This window comes from Sphingobium tyrosinilyticum (genome assembly GCF_042654265.1).
Taxonomy (GTDB): Bacteria; Pseudomonadota; Alphaproteobacteria; order Sphingomonadales; family Sphingomonadaceae; genus Sphingobium; species Sphingobium tyrosinilyticum.
This window is the reverse complement of record NZ_JBHSFZ010000006.1, coordinates 161,963-177,955: the sequence shown is the minus strand read 5'-3', so window position 1 is coordinate 177,955 and position 15,993 is coordinate 161,963. Positions and strand designations below refer to the sequence as shown.

Genomic DNA, 15,993 nt, shown 5'->3' with positions numbered 1-15,993 from the left:
TTCCCATTTCACGCCGTCTTGTCGCGGCTTTGAAATATATGTCAGGAAAGTTGAGCCGAATTGCAGGCAGTAGGCAAGCCTGCTTTTACGCGACCGGCGGAATTTGCGCCGGATAATGGGGCAGGTTCGGGTCCAGATGCGCCCAATCGGGTGCGGCGCTGGTCCAGATAACCGCCTCTGGTCCAATCAGGCCGGGATCGTCCAGCGCGCCTGCTCGTATGAATATAAGATGGGGCCGCGATTCGGCGATGCTGAACAGCGGCGTCCCGCATTCCAGGCAGAAACCGCGCCGCATACGGTTGCCACTGTCGGCAACGCTCTCATGCCACCGCACCTCGCCTTGCGTCTGCACGTTCTCGGCAGGGAAGCAGACATTGACCGTTGCCGATCCGCCGCCCAGATATTGGCACAGCCTGCACCAGCACATCCGCGCCGCCAGCGGCTCGGCCTCAATGCCGATCCCCACCGCCCCGCACAGGCATCCGGCTTGATGGGTCATCGAAAATTCTCCTTCCAGCTTCCCCTCCCGCTGGCGCGAGGGGCTAGGGGAGGGGGCAGGTTACAAACTAACGCCCCTGCCGCCGAGCCATAAAGGCCAGCCGCTCGAACATCATGATGTCCTGCTCATTCTTCAGCAGCGCACCATGCAGCGGCGGGATGGCCTTTGTCGGATCACGCTCCTGCAGAACGTCAAGCGGCATGTCCTCGTTGAGCAGCAGCTTCAACCAGTCCAACAATTCGCTCGTAGACGGCTTTTTCTTGAGCCCCGGCACATCCCGGATCTCGTAGAAAATCTCGAGCGCGCGGTTCACCAATATCTTCTGGATGCCTGGGAAATGCACATCGATGATCGCCTGCATCGTCTCCCGGTCAGGAAACTTGATATAATGGAAGAAGCAGCGCCGCAGGAACGCGTCGGGCAATTCCTTCTCATTGTTCGACGTGATGACAACCACAGGCCTTTCCTGGGCCGCGACCGTCTCACCCGTCTCATAAACATGAAACGCCATGCGATCGAGTTCCTGCAATAGGTCGTTGGGGAACTCGATATCCGCCTTGTCGATCTCGTCGATCAGCAGGACCGGCAGGGTAGGGGAGGTGAACGCCTCCCACAGCTTGCCTTTGCGGATATAATTGCTGATCTCATGAACCCGCGGGTCGCCCAGTTGCCCGTCGCGCAGGCGCGCCACCGCGTCATATTCATACAGCCCTTGATGCGCCTTCGTCGTCGATTTGACGTTCCATTCGATCAGCGGAGCATTGAGCGCCTTGGCGATTTCCTGCGCCAGCACCGTCTTGCCGGTGCCCGGCTCACCCTTCACCAGCAGCGGGCGGCGCAGCAGCACCGCAGCGTTGACCGCGACCTTCAGGTCGTCGGTTGCGACATAATCTTCCGTACCTTCAAACCGCATGAGCCTGCTTCGCTTTCCTGTCCTGTCTTCGACCTAGGGAAAGCGAACCAGCGCCGCAATGCGTTTATTCCTATCGCTTCTGCCGCCTTATTTCGGCCCGCGCCTGCAACAGGTCCCACAAGCCGCGCTGCTGGCTCAGCAACTGGCGCGCACCGAACTGGATCGCTCGATCCGTCGCATCGTCTCCGCCGATGGCGCGCGCGACATTGAAGGTCGCGGCCCGATCGGGCAGGTCGCATGCGTGGGGTTCCACCCCAACGCGGATCCCCGCCATTTCCAATATGTGGCGCACCGCTCGCCAGTCCAGCAACAGCGCGATCGCAGCGCCCATCGCGCAGCCTCGTCGGTCCGATTGCGCCAGCATGTCCAGCGCATGGCGCTGCTGACTGACAATCGCCTCGCAATCACTTTGCCCGGCTGTGCTGGGCACCGGCCCCACCGCCACTGTCACTTGCGTCAAATACGCCCGCTCCCGCGCAAAGGCGTCAGCAGCCTGCACTAGCCACGCCCTAGCCCCATTGTCTGCCGATCGCGTCGCGGCATGATCGATCACGCCAGGATGGCGGCCATGCAGCAGGCAAAGATAGTGCGCGGCATCGGCCAGATCTGCCAGCGTCAACACTGCGTCGCGGCCGATCCCCGCCCGCGCGCTGCTGGCATGGGCATGACCATCCGTCCCGTCGGCTGCGACAAGCGCCTCGATCACCTGAGATATGTCGCCTGTCCCCAGGCGTGCTGCTGCTTCGTTCATCGTCAACCCCTGCGCGGCCGCCAGCGCCATTGCGGCCGTTTTGCGCACTATAGGGAAGCGAGGTAAAAGAGGGGTTTATGCGCTCAAAAAAAATGGCGGCCCGAAAGCCGTCCTCCCTATCGTTTCGCCGCGCCAGAGCCCCTATTGGTCCAGGAAGCTGCGCATCTTGCGGCTGCGGCTCGGATGCTTCAGCTTGCGCAGAGCCTTTGCCTCGATCTGGCGGATACGTTCGCGCGTCACGCTGAACTGCTGGCCCACCTCCTCCAGCGTATGGTCGGTGTTCATGCCGATGCCGAAGCGCATGCGCAGCACACGTTCCTCGCGCGGTGTCAGCGAAGCCAGAACCCGCGTCACGGTTTCCTTGAGGTTCGCTTGGATCGCGGCATCCACCGGGATGATCGCATTCTTGTCCTCGATGAAATCGCCCAGATGTGAATCCTCCTCATCGCCGATCGGCGTTTCGAGGGAGATCGGCTCCTTGGCGATCTTCATCACCTTGCGCACCTTCTCCAGCGGCATGGAAAGGCGCTCGGCCATTTCCTCCGGAGTCGGCTCGCGGCCCTGCTCGTGCAGGAACTGGCGGCTGGTGCGCACCAGCTTGTTGATCGTCTCGATCATATGGACCGGAATGCGGATGGTCCGCGCCTGATCCGCAATCGAACGGGTGATCGCCTGCCGGATCCACCAGGTCGCATAGGTCGAGAATTTATAGCCGCGCCGATATTCGAACTTATCGACAGCCTTCATCAGGCCGATATTGCCTTCCTGAATAAGATCAAGGAATTGCAAGCCACGGTTCGTATATTTTTTAGCGATGGAGATGACCAGGCGCAGGTTCGCCTCGACCATTTCCTTCTTCGCGATGCGCGCCTCGCGCTCGCCCTTTTGCACCATGTTGACGATGCGGCGGAATTCATTCAGCGACATGCCGGTCGCCTGCGCGATCTCGCTCACCTCATTGCGGATGCGCTCGACGGCGCGTGCCTCGGCTGCGGCAAAGGCCGCCCATTTCTTGTCGATGCCGGACACCTTGTCCATCCAGCCATCGTCCAGTTCATGGTTCACATAGCGGTCGAGGAAATCCTTGCGGCTCACCTTGTGCCGCTCGGCCAGGCGCAGCATCTGGCCGCCCAGCGCGGTCAGGCGCCGGTTATAGGCATAAAGCTGATCGACCAGATATTCGATCTTCTGCTGGTGGAACTGAACGCTTTCGACTTCCGCGGTCAGCTGCTCGCGCAGGTCCTGATAGTCGTCCTCCGCCGCTTGGCTTAGCGCCTCGCCATTGGCCATGGCCGCCATGCGCGATTCCTGCGCGCGCGAGAAGGTGCGGAAAATCTCCGTGATGGTCGCGAATTTCTCCAGCGCCATCGGCTTCAGGGTCTCTTCCATCTGGGCGAGGGAGAGGGTGTTGTCTTCTTCCTCTTCCTCTTCCACCCGGCGGGTCCGGCGCTCGGTCAGGCCGTCCTCATCCTCGTCGGAATCGGCCGCCTCTTCCTCGGGCTCCTCCTCTTCCTTGAAGCTGGGCCCAGCGGTCTTCTCGCTGATTTCGCCATCATCATCCTCGGCGCCTTCCTCCAGATTCTCCGGAGCCGGATCCTTGGAGAGCATCGCGTCGAGATCCAGGATCTCGCGCAGCTGCATCTCGCCATTATTGAGCGCGGTCGACCATTCGATGATCGCGTTGAAGGTTGTCGGGCTTTCGCACAGGCCCAGAATCATCGTGTCGCGCCCGGCCTCAATGCGCTTGGCGATGGCGATTTCGCCCTCACGGCTCAGCAGCTCGACCGCACCCATTTCGCGCAGATACATGCGCACAGGGTCATCGGTGCGATCGACCGTTTCTTTCTTCTTCTCGGCTACGGGGCGAGGCGAACCGTCATCATCGGCGCTGTCGTCCGCTGCGTCGTCATCGCTGTCGTCGCGCTGATCGTCGCCATCTTCACTGGCTTCTTCATTTTCGACGATGTTCACGCCCATCTCGTTGAGCGCGGCCATGATGTCCTCAATCTGCTCGGAAGACATCTGGTCCTGCGGCAGGGCGTCGTTCAGCTCGTCATAGGTGATGTAGCCGCGCTTCTTCGCACGCGCGATCAGCTTCTTGACCGACGCCTCGTTCAGATCAAGGAGCGGCGCATCGCCGGTATCCACATCCTCGCCCGCACCCTTGCCTGTCGCCTTGCTCGCCATTTATTCGCCTTAACTCCGCCGTCCCGATTGGGACGAATCAAACAATATCTTCGGACTGCGCCAGTTCCGCCAAGCGCCGGTCATGATCCATCTTCATCCGATGAACCCGCTGCTGCTCGGCAAAGGTCTCCTCGTTGAGGTCTTCCTTTGCCCGTCTGGTGGCTTCCGCCAGCGCCGTCTCCAACTCCGGTCCTTGCGCCATCACCCGGATAGCCTCCTCCAGATCGCGCGAAACGCGACCCGAGTCGGCGGTCATCCTGTTGGGGGTGAATGTGAACGTGTCGGCCCGGAGCATCCCCTTCGCCATATTATACACTTCACCTTGGCCCAATATGGTAAGGAGGCCCTCGGTTTCAACTGTTTCTTGCGTGAAGGAAGCCGTCACCATCGCGCGCAGCAGTCCGGCCAAGGCCGAATCGCCGATATGCAGTGCTGACAGCATCTCCCGATGCAGCATGATCTGCTCCGGATGGCGCAGCAGGCTTGCGAGTACCGCGCGCAGCAGCCGCTGCTCCATGCCGCTCACCCCGATCGCCCGCGCTTCGCTGCCAACCGGGGGCAGGGGAGGCTTCCAATTGCCCCGCCGGTCACGCTGCCACCCCTGACGAGCGCCGCCGCCTCGCTGATGCCGGGGGCCGCCGCCCGAAGCTTGCCGCGCAAAGAACAGGGCATCGTAACGCTGGCGGAATATCTGCACATAATGCGCCCGTACATCGGGATGCGCGATGGCGTCCGTGATAGCGCCCAGCCGCTGTTTTAAGGCCGCTCGCTGCTCGGGCGTATCCAGCGGCACCGCATTCTGTTCATGGGCCCACAACCGCTCGACCAGCGGTTCAGCAACACTCAACACCTTCTCCATCGCTACCGGTCCTTCGGCCCGGATCAGGTCGTCGGGGTCTTGCCCAGCCGGGAGCGTCGCAAAAGCCAGGCTCATCCCAGGCCGTAGCAGCGGCAGCGCGCGCGTCGCCGCCCGGATCGCCGCCTTCTGACCCGCTGCATCCCCGTCGAAGCAAAGGATCGGCACGTCCACCATCTTCCACAGTCGCTGGATCTGATGCTCGGTGAGAGCCGTGCCGAGCGGCGCGACGGCTTCGCCGAAACCAGCCTGGGCCAGCGCTATCACGTCCATATAGCCCTCGACCACGATCACCCGTCCGCTCTGGCGACTGGCGGGGGAGGCGCGATCGATATTGTAAAGCGTCCGTCCCTTGTCGAAGAGCGGCGTGTCCGGCGAGTTCAGATATTTGGGTTCGCCCTGGCCCAATATGCGCCCGCCAAAGGCGATCACTCGCCCCCGAATATCGCGGATCGGCAGCATGAGCCGCCCCCGGAACCGGTCATAGCTTTCGCGCTTTCGCGCCTTTTCACCCTCGCTCGCATCCGGATCGATCAGCAATCCGGCCTCGATCAGCATAGGCTCGCCAAACTCGGTTAGCGCGCCTTTCAGCTTTCCATTGGAATCCGCGGAATAGCCAAAGCCAAAGGCTCGCCGAGTGGCTTCGCTGATCCCGCGCCGCTTCAGGTAATCCCGGGCTTCAGCGCCTTCGATCCCGCCAAGCTGCTCTTCGAACAAGGCTTGCGCTGCCACCATGACGTCATGCAGGCCCTTCGCCTTCTCCGCCCGTTTCGCCATATGCGGATCGGGCGCGGGCACATCCATTCCCGCCGTCGCAGCAAGTTCCTTCACGGCCTCCATGAACGGCAAGCCGCGCTGATCGGTCATCCACCGGATCGCATCCCCATGCGCTCCGCAGCCGAAGCAATGATAAAAGCCCTTCTCATCATTGATGGTGAAGCTGGGCGTCTTCTCATTATGAAAAGGACAGCAAGCCTTATACTCCCGCCCCGCTTTGGTGACCTTCACCGTCCGCCCGATCAGGGTGGACAGGGATGTCCGCATACGCAGCTCGTCAAGGAAGGCGGGGGAAAGGCTCATGTCCCCTCACCACAAAAGCTCCCCTCCCGCTCGCGGGAGGGGTTGGGGGAGGGGATGTGTGCCATCATCCGGGAAATGACGCGCTCAATCTCGGCCACAACCCCATCCAAATTCCCCAGCACATCATTATTCCAGAAGCGCAACACTCTATACCCGCGTTGCTTTAGAAACGCTGTCCGGCCTGCATCGACGGACGCATCATGCTGCCAGCCATCAACTTCAATCACGGGCCGGATCGATCGTGCTACGAAATCACAGATGAACGGGCCTACTGGAACCTGCCGATTAAACCGAATGCCGGCTAGTTTGCGCGCGCTGATCGCTTGCCACAGAACGCGCTCCGCATCGGTCGCATTGTTGCGGAGGGGGCGTGCGCGGAGGGTAGGGCGGGCATAGCCTTTGTCCATTGATCTTGAACATGCCCTCCCCTGATCCCTCACGCAAGGCGGCAGGGGAACCGTATCGCAGCTTTAGGACAGCGCCGCTTTCACCAGCCCGCTAGCCTTGCTCATGTCAATCACAGCCCCATGCCGTTCCTTCAGCACGGCCATGACCTTCCCCATATCCTTGACGCTGCTCGCCCCAACCTCAGCCTTGATGGCGTCAATGGCCGCCTTGGTCTCATCCTCGCTCAGCTGCTGCGGCAGGAAGCTCTCGATAACCACCAATTCCGCCTGTTCCTTCGCGGCCAACTCGTCGCGTCCGCCACTCTTGAACATGTCGATCGATTCGCGCCGCTGCTTGGCCATCTTCTGCAGCACCTCGACCACGATCGTGTCGTCATCAGGCACGCTGCTGGTGGTCCGCAACTCGATGTCCCGGTCCTTCAGCTTGGCGAGGATCAGCCGCACCGCGGCCAGGCGTTCCTTGTCCCCGCCCTTCATGGCTTCGACCTGGGCGCTCTTTACCTTCTCGCGAATCATGGCGACACGAATCCTGTGCTACGGGAAAAAGCCAGATATAATGCGAAAAGAGATTTTTAACAGCGGTTGACCGCGCGGGGCTCAAGGCATAGGTGACCGGCCGTTTAACCCGCTGCAGACGGGTTCCCGCAAAAACATGAAGGACGCTACGACCATGGCTGATGCCAAGACCCTCACCGTGCCCAAAGGAGCGACAGGGGTATTGGTTTTTGCTGACGGCAGCGCGGTGTTTGGACGCGGCTTCGGCTCGGTCGGCGATGCGGTGGGCGAGCTTTGCTTCAACACCTCGATCACTGGCTATCAGGAGATTATGACCGATCCCTCCTACGCGGGTCAGATCATCAATTTCACCTTCCCCCATATCGGTAATGTCGGCACCAATGTCGACGATGTGGAGGCGGATGCCCCGCATGCGCTGGGCTGCATAGTCCGCGAGGACGTCACCGCGCCCAGCAACTTCCGCAATGTCGAGCCGTTCGACCAGTGGATGAAGGAACATGGCCGCATCGGCCTCTCGGGCGTCGATACCCGCGCACTGACGCGCATGATCCGCCTCAAGGGCGCGCCCAATGTTGTGATCGCCCATGACCCGGACGGCAATTTCGACCTCGCTACGCTGGCTGACAAGGCCGACAGTTGGCCCGGTCTTGAGGGCATGGACCTCGCCATTGAAGTCACCGGCAAGGAAAGCCGCCTGTGGAAGGACGGCGTCTGGAAGCTCGGTCATGGCTATGGCCTGGGCGAAGCGGGCGATGAACGCCCTCATGTCGTCGCGATCGATTATGGCGCGAAGAACAACATCTTTCGTAACCTGGTGAAGGCTGGCGCCCGAGTCACCGTGCTGCCCGCCACCGCTACCTATGAGCAGGTGAGGGAGCAGAAGCCCGACGGCGTCTTCCTGTCCAACGGCCCCGGCGACCCGGCCGCGACCGGCGAATATGCCGTGCCCGTCATCAGGCAGGTTTTGGAGGCCGACCTGCCGGTCTTCGGCATCTGCCTCGGCCACCAGATGCTGGCGCTCGCTGCCGGCGCCAAGACCGTGAAGATGCACCAGGGCCATCGCGGCGCCAATCACCCCGTCAAGCGGCTCTCAGACGGCCTTGTCGAGATCACCTCGATGAACCACGGCTTCGCGGTCGATAGCGACACGTTGCCTGAAAATGTCAAGCCGACCCATGTGTCGCTCTTTGATGGCAGCAACTGCGGCATAGAACTAACTGATAAGAAAGCATTTTCTGTTCAGTATCACCCGGAAGCATCGCCCGGCCCTCAGGACAGCTTCTACCTGTTCCAGCGCTTCGTCGAAGGGCTGAAGTGAGCCTCAATCTGCCTCAGGTTGATCCCGCCCGGCTCGAAGCGGAGTGGGAGGCGGACAAGGCCGTTCTCGCCAATCTCACCGAGAATGGCGACAAGCCGCGCATCCCGCGCCTGGTCGATGTCAGCTTCCGGGGAAGCGAGAAGGATTTCGAACGCGTGCTGACCATCGCCAGTCAGTTCGGCTTTGTCGAACTCGACCGCGAAGAGGATGAGGATGGCGATCTCTACCTGTTCCTCGAAACCGAGCAGGCGGTCGACAAAGCGTCCATCCGCGCGCTGACGAAGAAGTGCCTCCAGATCGAAATCCTGTGCGGCGTCGAATATGACGGCTGGGGTTGCGAGGCCCGGACGGGGGCTGTGCATTGATGAAGCAACGGTGGGGGAACTGAGCGATGGCTACAGTGCGCGACTTTACTGTTGAGCATCTAGAAAATGCTCGGCCTCATGAAGAGGTCGAAACGATCGTTCGGTTGGTCGATTGCGGTCGAGAGAAGCTCATCCAAATTGATACTTACGGGCGGCCAGGCCGAGAAATTCCTGGCAAGCTGTCGCAAACAATCCGCTTAGATAAAGCCGCTTTTGAAAAGCTGGTCCAGCTCGGGAAAAGTCACTTCTAATGCCCAAACGCACCGACATCTCCTCCATCCTCATCATCGGCGCTGGCCCGATCATCATCGGCCAGGCTTGCGAGTTCGACTATTCGGGCACGCAGGCGGTGAAGGCGCTCAGGGAAGAGGGCTATCGCATCATTCTGGTGAATTCCAACCCAGCCACCATCATGACCGACCCGGAATTTGCCGACGCGACCTATGTCGAGCCGATCACGCCCGAAATCGTGGCGAAGATCATCGAGAAGGAGCGCCCCGACGCGGTGCTGCCGACCATGGGTGGCCAGACGGCTCTCAACACGGCGCTGGCGCTGTTCAATGACGGCACGCTGGAGAAATATGGCGTCAAAATGATCGGCGCGGATGCCGAAGCCATCGACAAGGCCGAGGACCGCCTGAAGTTCCGCGACGCGATGGACAAGATTGGGCTGGAATCGGCCCGCTCGCGCATCGCCCATACGATGGAAGAGGCGCTGGAGGGGCTGGAGTTCACCGGCCTTCCCTCGATCATTCGCCCCAGCTTCACGCTCGGTGGCACCGGCGGCGGCGTCGCCTACAACAAGGAAGAGTTCAAGCGGATCGTAGCCGAAGGGCTCGACGCCTCGCCGACCACCGAAGTCCTGATCGAGGAATCGCTCCTCGGCTGGAAGGAATATGAGATGGAGGTCGTCCGGGATCGGAATGACAATGCCATCATCATTTGCTCGATTGAAAATGTCGATCCGATGGGCGTCCATACCGGCGACTCCATCACCGTCGCGCCGGCGCTGACGCTGACCGACAAGGAATATCAGATCATGCGCAACGCGAGCATCGCGGTGCTGCGTGAGATCGGCGTTGAGACCGGCGGCTCCAACGTCCAGTTCGCCGTCAACCCGAAAGACGGCCGCTTGGTCGTCATCGAGATGAACCCGCGCGTATCTCGCTCCTCGGCGCTGGCGTCGAAGGCGACCGGCTTCCCCATCGCCAAGGTCGCGGCGAAACTCGCCGTAGGCTACACGCTGGACGAGATTGAGAACGACATCACCGGCGCGACGCCCGCCAGCTTCGAACCGACCATCGACTATGTCGTAACCAAAATCCCGCGCTTCGCCTTCGAGAAGTTCAAGGGCTCTGAACCGCTGCTCGGCACCGCGATGAAGTCGGTGGGCGAAGTGATGGCGATCGGCCGCAACATTCATGAATCCATGCAGAAGGCCCTTCGCGGCCTTGAAACGGGGCTGTGCGGTTTCAATGAGGTCGAACATCTGGTCGGCGCGCCGAAAGACGACATCATCGCAGCGCTCGCTCAACCAACTCCGGATCGCTTGCTGGTCGCTGCCCAAGCTCTGCGGGAAGGACTGACGGTTGCAGAAGTCCATGCCGTGGCGAAGTATGATCCATGGTTTCTGGAGCGCATCAAGGAGATCATTGACGCCGAGGCGGAAATCCTCAGCAACGGTCTGCCGCAGGACGCGGAGGGCATGCGCCGCCTGAAGGCTATGGGTTTTGCCGACAAGCGCCTCGCTTACCTCGCGCTCAAGTCCGCTAATCTGCGCGGCATGGAGCGCGGCATCGCGCGTGGTTCCGGTTTGATCCACGAAGCGGTCAAGGCGATGACCGGCGGCGTCACCGAGGATGAGGTTCGCGCGCTCCGTCATAGGCTGGGCATCCGCCCCGTCTTCAAACGCATCGACACCTGCGCGGCCGAGTTCGAGGCGAAGACGCCTTATATGTATTCGACCTATGAGGCTCCGATCTTCGGTGAGCCGGAGAACGAGGCGCAGCCCAGTGACCGGAAGAAAGTCGTCATCCTCGGTGGCGGCCCCAACAGGATTGGCCAGGGCATCGAGTTCGACTATTGCTGCGTCCACGCCTGCTTCGCGCTCAGCGAAGCTGGCTTCGAGACGATCATGATCAATTGCAACCCGGAAACCGTGTCCACCGATTATGACACGTCCGACCGTCTCTATTTCGAACCGCTAACCGCCGAGGACGTCCTCGAGATCCTTAGCGTCGAAATGTCGAACGGCACGCTGGCGGGCGTCATCGTCCAGTTCGGCGGCCAGACGCCGCTCAAGCTCGCACAGGCGCTGGAGGATGCGGGCATCCCGATCCTGGGCACGTCGCCCGACGCCATCGATCTGGCCGAAGACCGTGAACGGTTCGCCGCGCTGATCGACAAGCTCAGACTTAAGCAGCCAGCCAACGGCATTGCCCGCAGTCGGGAAGAGGCGATCGCGGTCGCCAACCGCATCGGCTATCCGGTGCTGATGCGCCCATCCTATGTCCTTGGCGGCCGCGCCATGGAGATTGTCGATGGCCAGGCGCAGTTGGAAGAATATATCGCCACCGCCGTGCAGGTGTCGGGTGACTCGCCTGTGCTGATCGATCAGTATCTGCGCGACGCGGTCGAAGTGGACGTGGACGCGCTCTGCGATGGTGATGATGTCGTGGTTGCAGGGGTCCTCCAACATATCGAAGAGGCTGGCGTGCACTCCGGTGATAGCGCCTGCTCCCTGCCACCCTACAGCCTTTCCGATGAGGTCATCGCCGAAATCGAGCGTCAAGCCGATGTTCTAGCCCGTGCGCTGTCGGTGCGGGGTCTCATGAATATTCAATTCGCGGTCAAGGACGGCGTGGTTTACCTGATCGAGGTGAACCCGCGCGCTAGCCGCACAGTGCCCTTCGTCGCCAAAGCGATCGGCACGCCTATCGCCAAGATCGCCAGCCGCGTCATGGCGGGCGAGAAGCTGAAGGATCTGCCGAAGATCGATCGTAATGCGATTTCACACATCGCGGTCAAGGAAGCGGTCTTCCCCTTCGCCCGCTTCCCCGGCGTCGATCCCGTATTATCGCCGGAAATGAAGAGCACCGGCGAAGTCATGGGCATCGACAGTGACTTCGCGACCGCCTTCGCCAAGGCACAACTTGGCGCCGGCACCATTCTGCCCAAAAGTGGCACGGTGTTCGTGTCGGTCAAGGATAGTGACAAGCCGGTGGTGCTGCCCGCCGTGCAAAAGATGGCGGCTCTGGGCTTCACCATCATCGCGACCGGCGGCACCGCCCGCTATCTGGAAGAGCAGGGCGTCTCGGTGCAATTGGTGAACAAGGTGGCCGAAGGCCGTCCGCATATCGTGGACAAGATCACCGATGGCGACATCGATCTGATCGTCAACACGACGGAAGGCTGGCAGTCGCTAAAGGACAGTAAGGCCATCCGCACCAGCGCCCTGCGGGCTAAGGTGGCGAGCTTCACTACCGCCGCGGCCAGCGTGGCGGCAGCGGATGCGATTGAGGCGCTGCGCGGCCACGCCCTTGAAGTACGGTCGTTGCAGTCCTATTATCCAAGGCCGCAAGCCTGACCCCCTGCATCAGGAACCATGCTGCGGGCGGCCTCATAAGCGAGGCCGCCAAAGGGAAGTTTTGACAAAGGATCTGCGATAAAATGGCCACCGTGGAAAAGATGCCGATGCTGCAGATGGGCTATGACAAGCTCAATGAGCAGCTCCGCGAACTGAAGGCGGAACGGCCTTTGATCGTGGACGCCATCGAAGAAGCGCGTGCCCATGGCGATCTGTCGGAAAATGCCGAATATCATGCGGCAAAGGAACGGCAGGGCCAGGTCGAAGCAACGATCGCAGATCTTGAGGACAAGCTGTCGCGCGCCCAGATCATCGATCCTAAGGCGCTCTCAGGCGACAAGGTGGTGTTTGGTGCCACCGTCACCCTCCTCGATGAGGACGAAAAGCCCGTCAAATATCAAATAGTCGGCCAAGCTGAGGCTGACGCAAAGCTCGGCATGATCAGCTATAACAGCCCGCTGGGCCGCGCGCTGATCAGCCGCCAGGTCGGTGAAGAGGTTGAAGTGTCGGTTCCCTCCGGGGACAAATTCTACCTGATCGACAAAATCGAATTCATCTAAACGCCGGTGAGACTACCCACTGGACGGATGACGGACATAATCGCGGCGATTACCTTCGTCGCCTTTATGTTGTTGTCGTTGACGGGGCAGGTGGACAATGCGGCGATCTTGGGCGGCTTCATACCCGTCCGGATCGATGATCCCCAGTTATTTAAGGGGGTTTTGGCTGTTCCCCTATGGCTGACGCCGCTTAGCTGCACGCTCGTTCATGCTGGCTGGCTGCACATCGGCTTTAACCTTCTGATGCTGGTCTTTTGTGGGCGTCAAGTTGAACAGGTGCTGCAGAAAGGCGCGGTTCTGCTCCTCTACATCGCTGGCGCCTATGGCGCGGCACTGCTGCAATGGGCTACAGGACCGTCATCTCCCAATCCCATGGTGGGCGCCAGCGGAGCGATTTCCGCGATCCTGGCGACCTATGCGCTTCTTTATGGTCAGCGCACGGTCCGGCGGATTGGCCCCTTTTCCGCCAATTTGCTGCGGGTGCTTTGGCTGGCGGCAGGATGGATCATCTTGCAGTTGATGATCGGACTCGCATCGGCGCGCGGTGGGCTTGGTGATCTCGGCCAGATTGCCATCGCCGCGCATATTGGCGGTTTTCTCGTCGGGCTTGTACTGACCCGTCCCTTGCTTCGCTGGCGCTTCCGCAAGGGGCCGAAGCCTCTAGTTTGATCGCTTACCCCTGTGGCAACTCGGGCTCCAGCAGGCGATGCAGATGAACGATGACATAGCGCATTTCAGCGTCATCGACGGTGCGCTGGGCAGCGCCGCGCCATGCATTTTCAGCCGATGCATAATCGGGAAAAACGCCGACGAGGTCGATCGAGGTCAGGTCTTCGAATTCCAGAGTTTGGGGGTCTTTGACCCGTCCCCCCATGACCAGGTGGAGTTTACTCATAATTTCATCAGTCTCCCATGGAAGGAGTGGCCACTCTAGCAGTGCGCGCACTCCCGTCCAAGGCTTCCAGCAGTCGTAGCGGGCTGCTTTTTAGGCCGGAGCAATTACCGTTTCGGCAATCGCGCTTTCAAGGCTTCGCTGACCGAATCAATTTTGCTCGCAACCAGAGAGACAAGGTCATCCGCAACTCGCGACGCTGTACCCGTTATGTCTGCCGATGCTGCGGTCTCACGGGCCGAAGATGCCGTCTTACTGGCGCTTTCCTGGACATGATGCAGCGCATCGCTCGCATTCGACCGGATGGTTTCCGCGCCCTCTGCAGCGGCGGCCCGTGCCGCAAGCGCCGCTTCAACGACGCGGCTGCCTGCCGTCGCCGCCAAGCCCGGCAGCGCCTTCATCGCCGCGCGGCTCTTAGGAAACAACCACGCCACTACGGCTCCAGCCGCAACTGCCCCAGCAACGGCAGCAATGGGGTGCTCCTGGACAATTTCATTTGCGCGCGCGGCCACGCGCTGCGTCCGGTCACGCACATCGCTGTAAGCATCGCCCGCGCGGTCGCGACTTGTCTGGATCAGGTCCGCAGCGCTGTCGCGCGCTTTGCCAGTTGTGTCGCGGAACTTGCCGGACGCCGTTTCGGCAATGTCATTCGCGGCATCGCGCACGCGTGTAATCTGAGCATGAATATCAGCCATTGTCGGTCTCCGCTCTCTCCGGGTGACGATTGGTAATCCGAACGTATGTCCGCCTGAAAAGTGCCGAAAGCGGACGGCGGAACAGATAGATCATTAGCGCAGCAGCAGCGGCTCCGGCTGCCACTGGGCGCTCCTGAACCTTCGCCGACACATAATCGCGGCCGTTCGAAAAGCTGTCCAAGGCCCGTTGCTTGATGTCCTGCTTTAGGCGAGCAGGTCTGATGCGGGCCTTTGCAGCCGAGGCGCTCGACAAAAATTGAGCTTTTTTCTGCTCCGCCCGAGCCTGAGCCTGCCGATATCGTTCTAGCGCGTTCATGATTTAATGGCTTTCCGCATCCTTGAGATCCGCGCTTTGGCCATCAGCAGCAATATGATCGCAACGATCAGCGAAGAGCCAAATATCACCAAGGCTGACCAGCCCGCCCCAAGATGCCGACTGAGCATCAGCACCATTCCCACGAGGAAGGCGATCAGACCTGCGAAGGCCAGCATGAGCCCCGCCGTAGCGAAGATCGCGGCATCTCGAACGCCCGCCCCGGCGATCCCCGCGCGCAGCTTTTGCCGCTCTATCTCCGCGTCGGCATAGGCGCGGCCGTCCGTATAAAGTTTGCTGAACGCCGAACGCACACTGTCCTGCTGCCGTTCAGTTTCCGGCTGCGCCGCTACCAGGCTTGGCTCTTCCGTCAAAAACCCCTCCGCCCCATCAGAGGGGCCTATTGTAAATTGTCAAAAGTGACGGCGTCAGGCTTTATCGTCGGAACCCTTGGCGAGCCGCATCAGCACGAAGCCGACCACCGCCGCAGCGCCGATCGCAACGGCCGGACTTTTACGGACAAAATCGCGCGCTTCACTCATCAGTTGATCGACATCCTTGCTGTCCAAGGTGTCGGCCGCGCCTGCGACTGCCTCAGCGGCCTGACGCGCATAATCACCATATTGCGGGCCGAGCTTGGCATCGACCGTGCCAGCCGTATCCGTGATAAGCTTGGCCAGGCTCTGCATAGCCGTGCCAGTCTTGTCCTTCGCTACAACAGCGGCAGATTTAGCGGTTTTTGTCGCCTGGTCTTTCAGCGGGTCGATATGCGTCTTCCAATCCACGGTGTTCAGCTTGTCTGCTGCACTCTTTGCTGCCTTTTCCGCTTGCGCCTTGAGAGGAGCTATCTGCGCCGCCCAGCCATGCGAAGCCGCGCCATTACCGGGCTTTGCTGTCGGGGCGCTCCGCGTTGCAGCCGTCTTGACTGGTGCTGCTGGCGTGGCTGTCGCCTCGGTGGCCGCAACGGGCTTGCCTTTGACCGGCTTGGCCGGGCTGGCCTTTTTCGTGCGCTTGGTGGGCGGGGTTTCCGGGGTGTCGGCCATCGTCCTATGTCT

17 protein-coding genes are annotated in these 15,993 nt (G+C 60.9%); 6 read left to right on the top strand and 11 right to left on the bottom strand.

Annotated elements, in window-relative coordinates; genetic code table 11:
• Nucleotides 1-85 precede the first annotated feature (85 nt).
• The 7 genes from ACFO3E_RS05250 to ACFO3E_RS05220 form a co-directional block, all read right to left on the bottom strand.
• Nucleotides 86-499, bottom strand: a complete 414-nt coding sequence (locus ACFO3E_RS05250) for a GFA family protein (RefSeq protein WP_380802912.1) — start codon at nucleotides 497-499, stop codon at nucleotides 86-88.
• A 67-nt stretch (nucleotides 500-566) separates the two neighbouring features.
• Entirely contained in the window at nucleotides 567-1,412 is an 846-nt protein-coding gene (locus ACFO3E_RS05245) for an AAA family ATPase (protein WP_066524029.1), read from the bottom strand.
• 70 nt (nucleotides 1,413-1,482) lie between these two features.
• Complete coding sequence (locus tag ACFO3E_RS05240; protein WP_066528516.1) at nucleotides 1,483-2,163, bottom strand: DUF6975 family protein; 681 nt, start codon at nucleotides 2,161-2,163, stop codon at nucleotides 1,483-1,485.
• Between the two features lie 141 nt (nucleotides 2,164-2,304).
• Complete coding sequence (gene rpoD, locus ACFO3E_RS05235; RefSeq protein WP_066524028.1) at nucleotides 2,305-4,350, bottom strand: RNA polymerase sigma factor RpoD; 2,046 nt, start codon at nucleotides 4,348-4,350, stop codon at nucleotides 2,305-2,307.
• A gap of 37 nt (nucleotides 4,351-4,387) precedes the next feature.
• Nucleotides 4,388-6,286, bottom strand: a complete 1,899-nt coding sequence (gene dnaG / locus ACFO3E_RS05230; protein WP_380802909.1) for a DNA primase — start codon at nucleotides 6,284-6,286, stop codon at nucleotides 4,388-4,390.
• Entirely contained in the window at nucleotides 6,283-6,693 is a 411-nt protein-coding gene (locus ACFO3E_RS05225) for an endonuclease domain-containing protein (protein WP_066524025.1), read from the bottom strand. The genes dnaG and ACFO3E_RS05225 overlap by 4 nt, the downstream gene beginning before the upstream one ends.
• Nucleotides 6,694-6,756: 63 nt before the next feature.
• Nucleotides 6,757-7,209, bottom strand: coding sequence for a GatB/YqeY domain-containing protein (locus ACFO3E_RS05220; protein WP_066524024.1), 453 nt, complete (start codon nucleotides 7,207-7,209; stop codon nucleotides 6,757-6,759).
• A 154-nt stretch (nucleotides 7,210-7,363) separates the two neighbouring features.
• Here ACFO3E_RS05220 and carA point away from each other — a divergent pair, with 154 nt between their 5' ends.
• From carA to ACFO3E_RS05190, 6 genes are all read left to right on the top strand, one after another.
• Entirely contained in the window at nucleotides 7,364-8,527 is a 1,164-nt protein-coding gene (gene carA / locus ACFO3E_RS05215) for a glutamine-hydrolyzing carbamoyl-phosphate synthase small subunit (protein ID WP_066528508.1), read from the top strand.
• Nucleotides 8,524-8,892 carry a ribonuclease E inhibitor RraB gene (locus ACFO3E_RS05210; protein WP_380802905.1) on the top strand — a complete coding sequence of 123 codons (369 nt, stop codon included), beginning with the start codon at nucleotides 8,524-8,526 and terminating at the stop codon, nucleotides 8,890-8,892. Before carA ends, ACFO3E_RS05210 begins: the two co-directional genes overlap by 4 nt.
• Before the next feature lie 26 nt (nucleotides 8,893-8,918).
• Nucleotides 8,919-9,143, top strand: coding sequence for a hypothetical protein (locus ACFO3E_RS05205; RefSeq protein WP_066524022.1), 225 nt, complete (start codon nucleotides 8,919-8,921; stop codon nucleotides 9,141-9,143).
• Complete coding sequence (carB, locus tag ACFO3E_RS05200) at nucleotides 9,143-12,478, top strand: carbamoyl-phosphate synthase large subunit (protein ID WP_380802903.1); 3,336 nt, start codon at nucleotides 9,143-9,145, stop codon at nucleotides 12,476-12,478. Before ACFO3E_RS05205 ends, carB begins: the two co-directional genes overlap by 1 nt.
• Nucleotides 12,479-12,561: 83 nt before the next feature.
• The gene (gene greA / locus ACFO3E_RS05195; RefSeq protein ID WP_066524017.1) at nucleotides 12,562-13,038 is read left to right on the top strand and encodes a transcription elongation factor GreA; all 477 of its coding nucleotides are present in this window, start codon (nucleotides 12,562-12,564) and stop codon (nucleotides 13,036-13,038) included.
• Nucleotides 13,039-13,065: 27 nt separating this feature from the next.
• Nucleotides 13,066-13,707 (top strand): rhomboid family intramembrane serine protease, encoded by a 642-nt coding sequence (locus tag ACFO3E_RS05190; RefSeq protein ID WP_066524015.1) that lies wholly within the window; start codon nucleotides 13,066-13,068, stop codon nucleotides 13,705-13,707.
• Between the two features lie 4 nt (nucleotides 13,708-13,711).
• On the opposite strand, the gene ACFO3E_RS05185 is transcribed toward ACFO3E_RS05190, so the two are convergent.
• From ACFO3E_RS05185 to ACFO3E_RS05170, 4 genes are all read right to left on the bottom strand, one after another.
• Nucleotides 13,712-13,933 carry a DUF4170 domain-containing protein gene (locus ACFO3E_RS05185; RefSeq protein WP_066524013.1) on the bottom strand — a complete coding sequence of 74 codons (222 nt, stop codon included), beginning with the start codon at nucleotides 13,931-13,933 and terminating at the stop codon, nucleotides 13,712-13,714.
• Between the two features lie 104 nt (nucleotides 13,934-14,037).
• On the bottom strand, nucleotides 14,038-14,625 hold the full coding sequence (locus ACFO3E_RS05180; RefSeq protein ID WP_066524012.1) for a DUF883 family protein: 588 nt from the start codon (nucleotides 14,623-14,625) through the stop codon (nucleotides 14,038-14,040).
• Between the two features lie 312 nt (nucleotides 14,626-14,937).
• Complete coding sequence (locus ACFO3E_RS05175) at nucleotides 14,938-15,312, bottom strand: phage holin family protein (protein ID WP_066524008.1); 375 nt, start codon at nucleotides 15,310-15,312, stop codon at nucleotides 14,938-14,940.
• Nucleotides 15,313-15,366: 54 nt separating this feature from the next.
• Nucleotides 15,367-15,981, bottom strand: a complete 615-nt coding sequence (locus tag ACFO3E_RS05170) for a hypothetical protein (RefSeq protein WP_066524007.1) — start codon at nucleotides 15,979-15,981, stop codon at nucleotides 15,367-15,369.
• Between the last annotated feature and the right edge of the window lie 12 nt (nucleotides 15,982-15,993).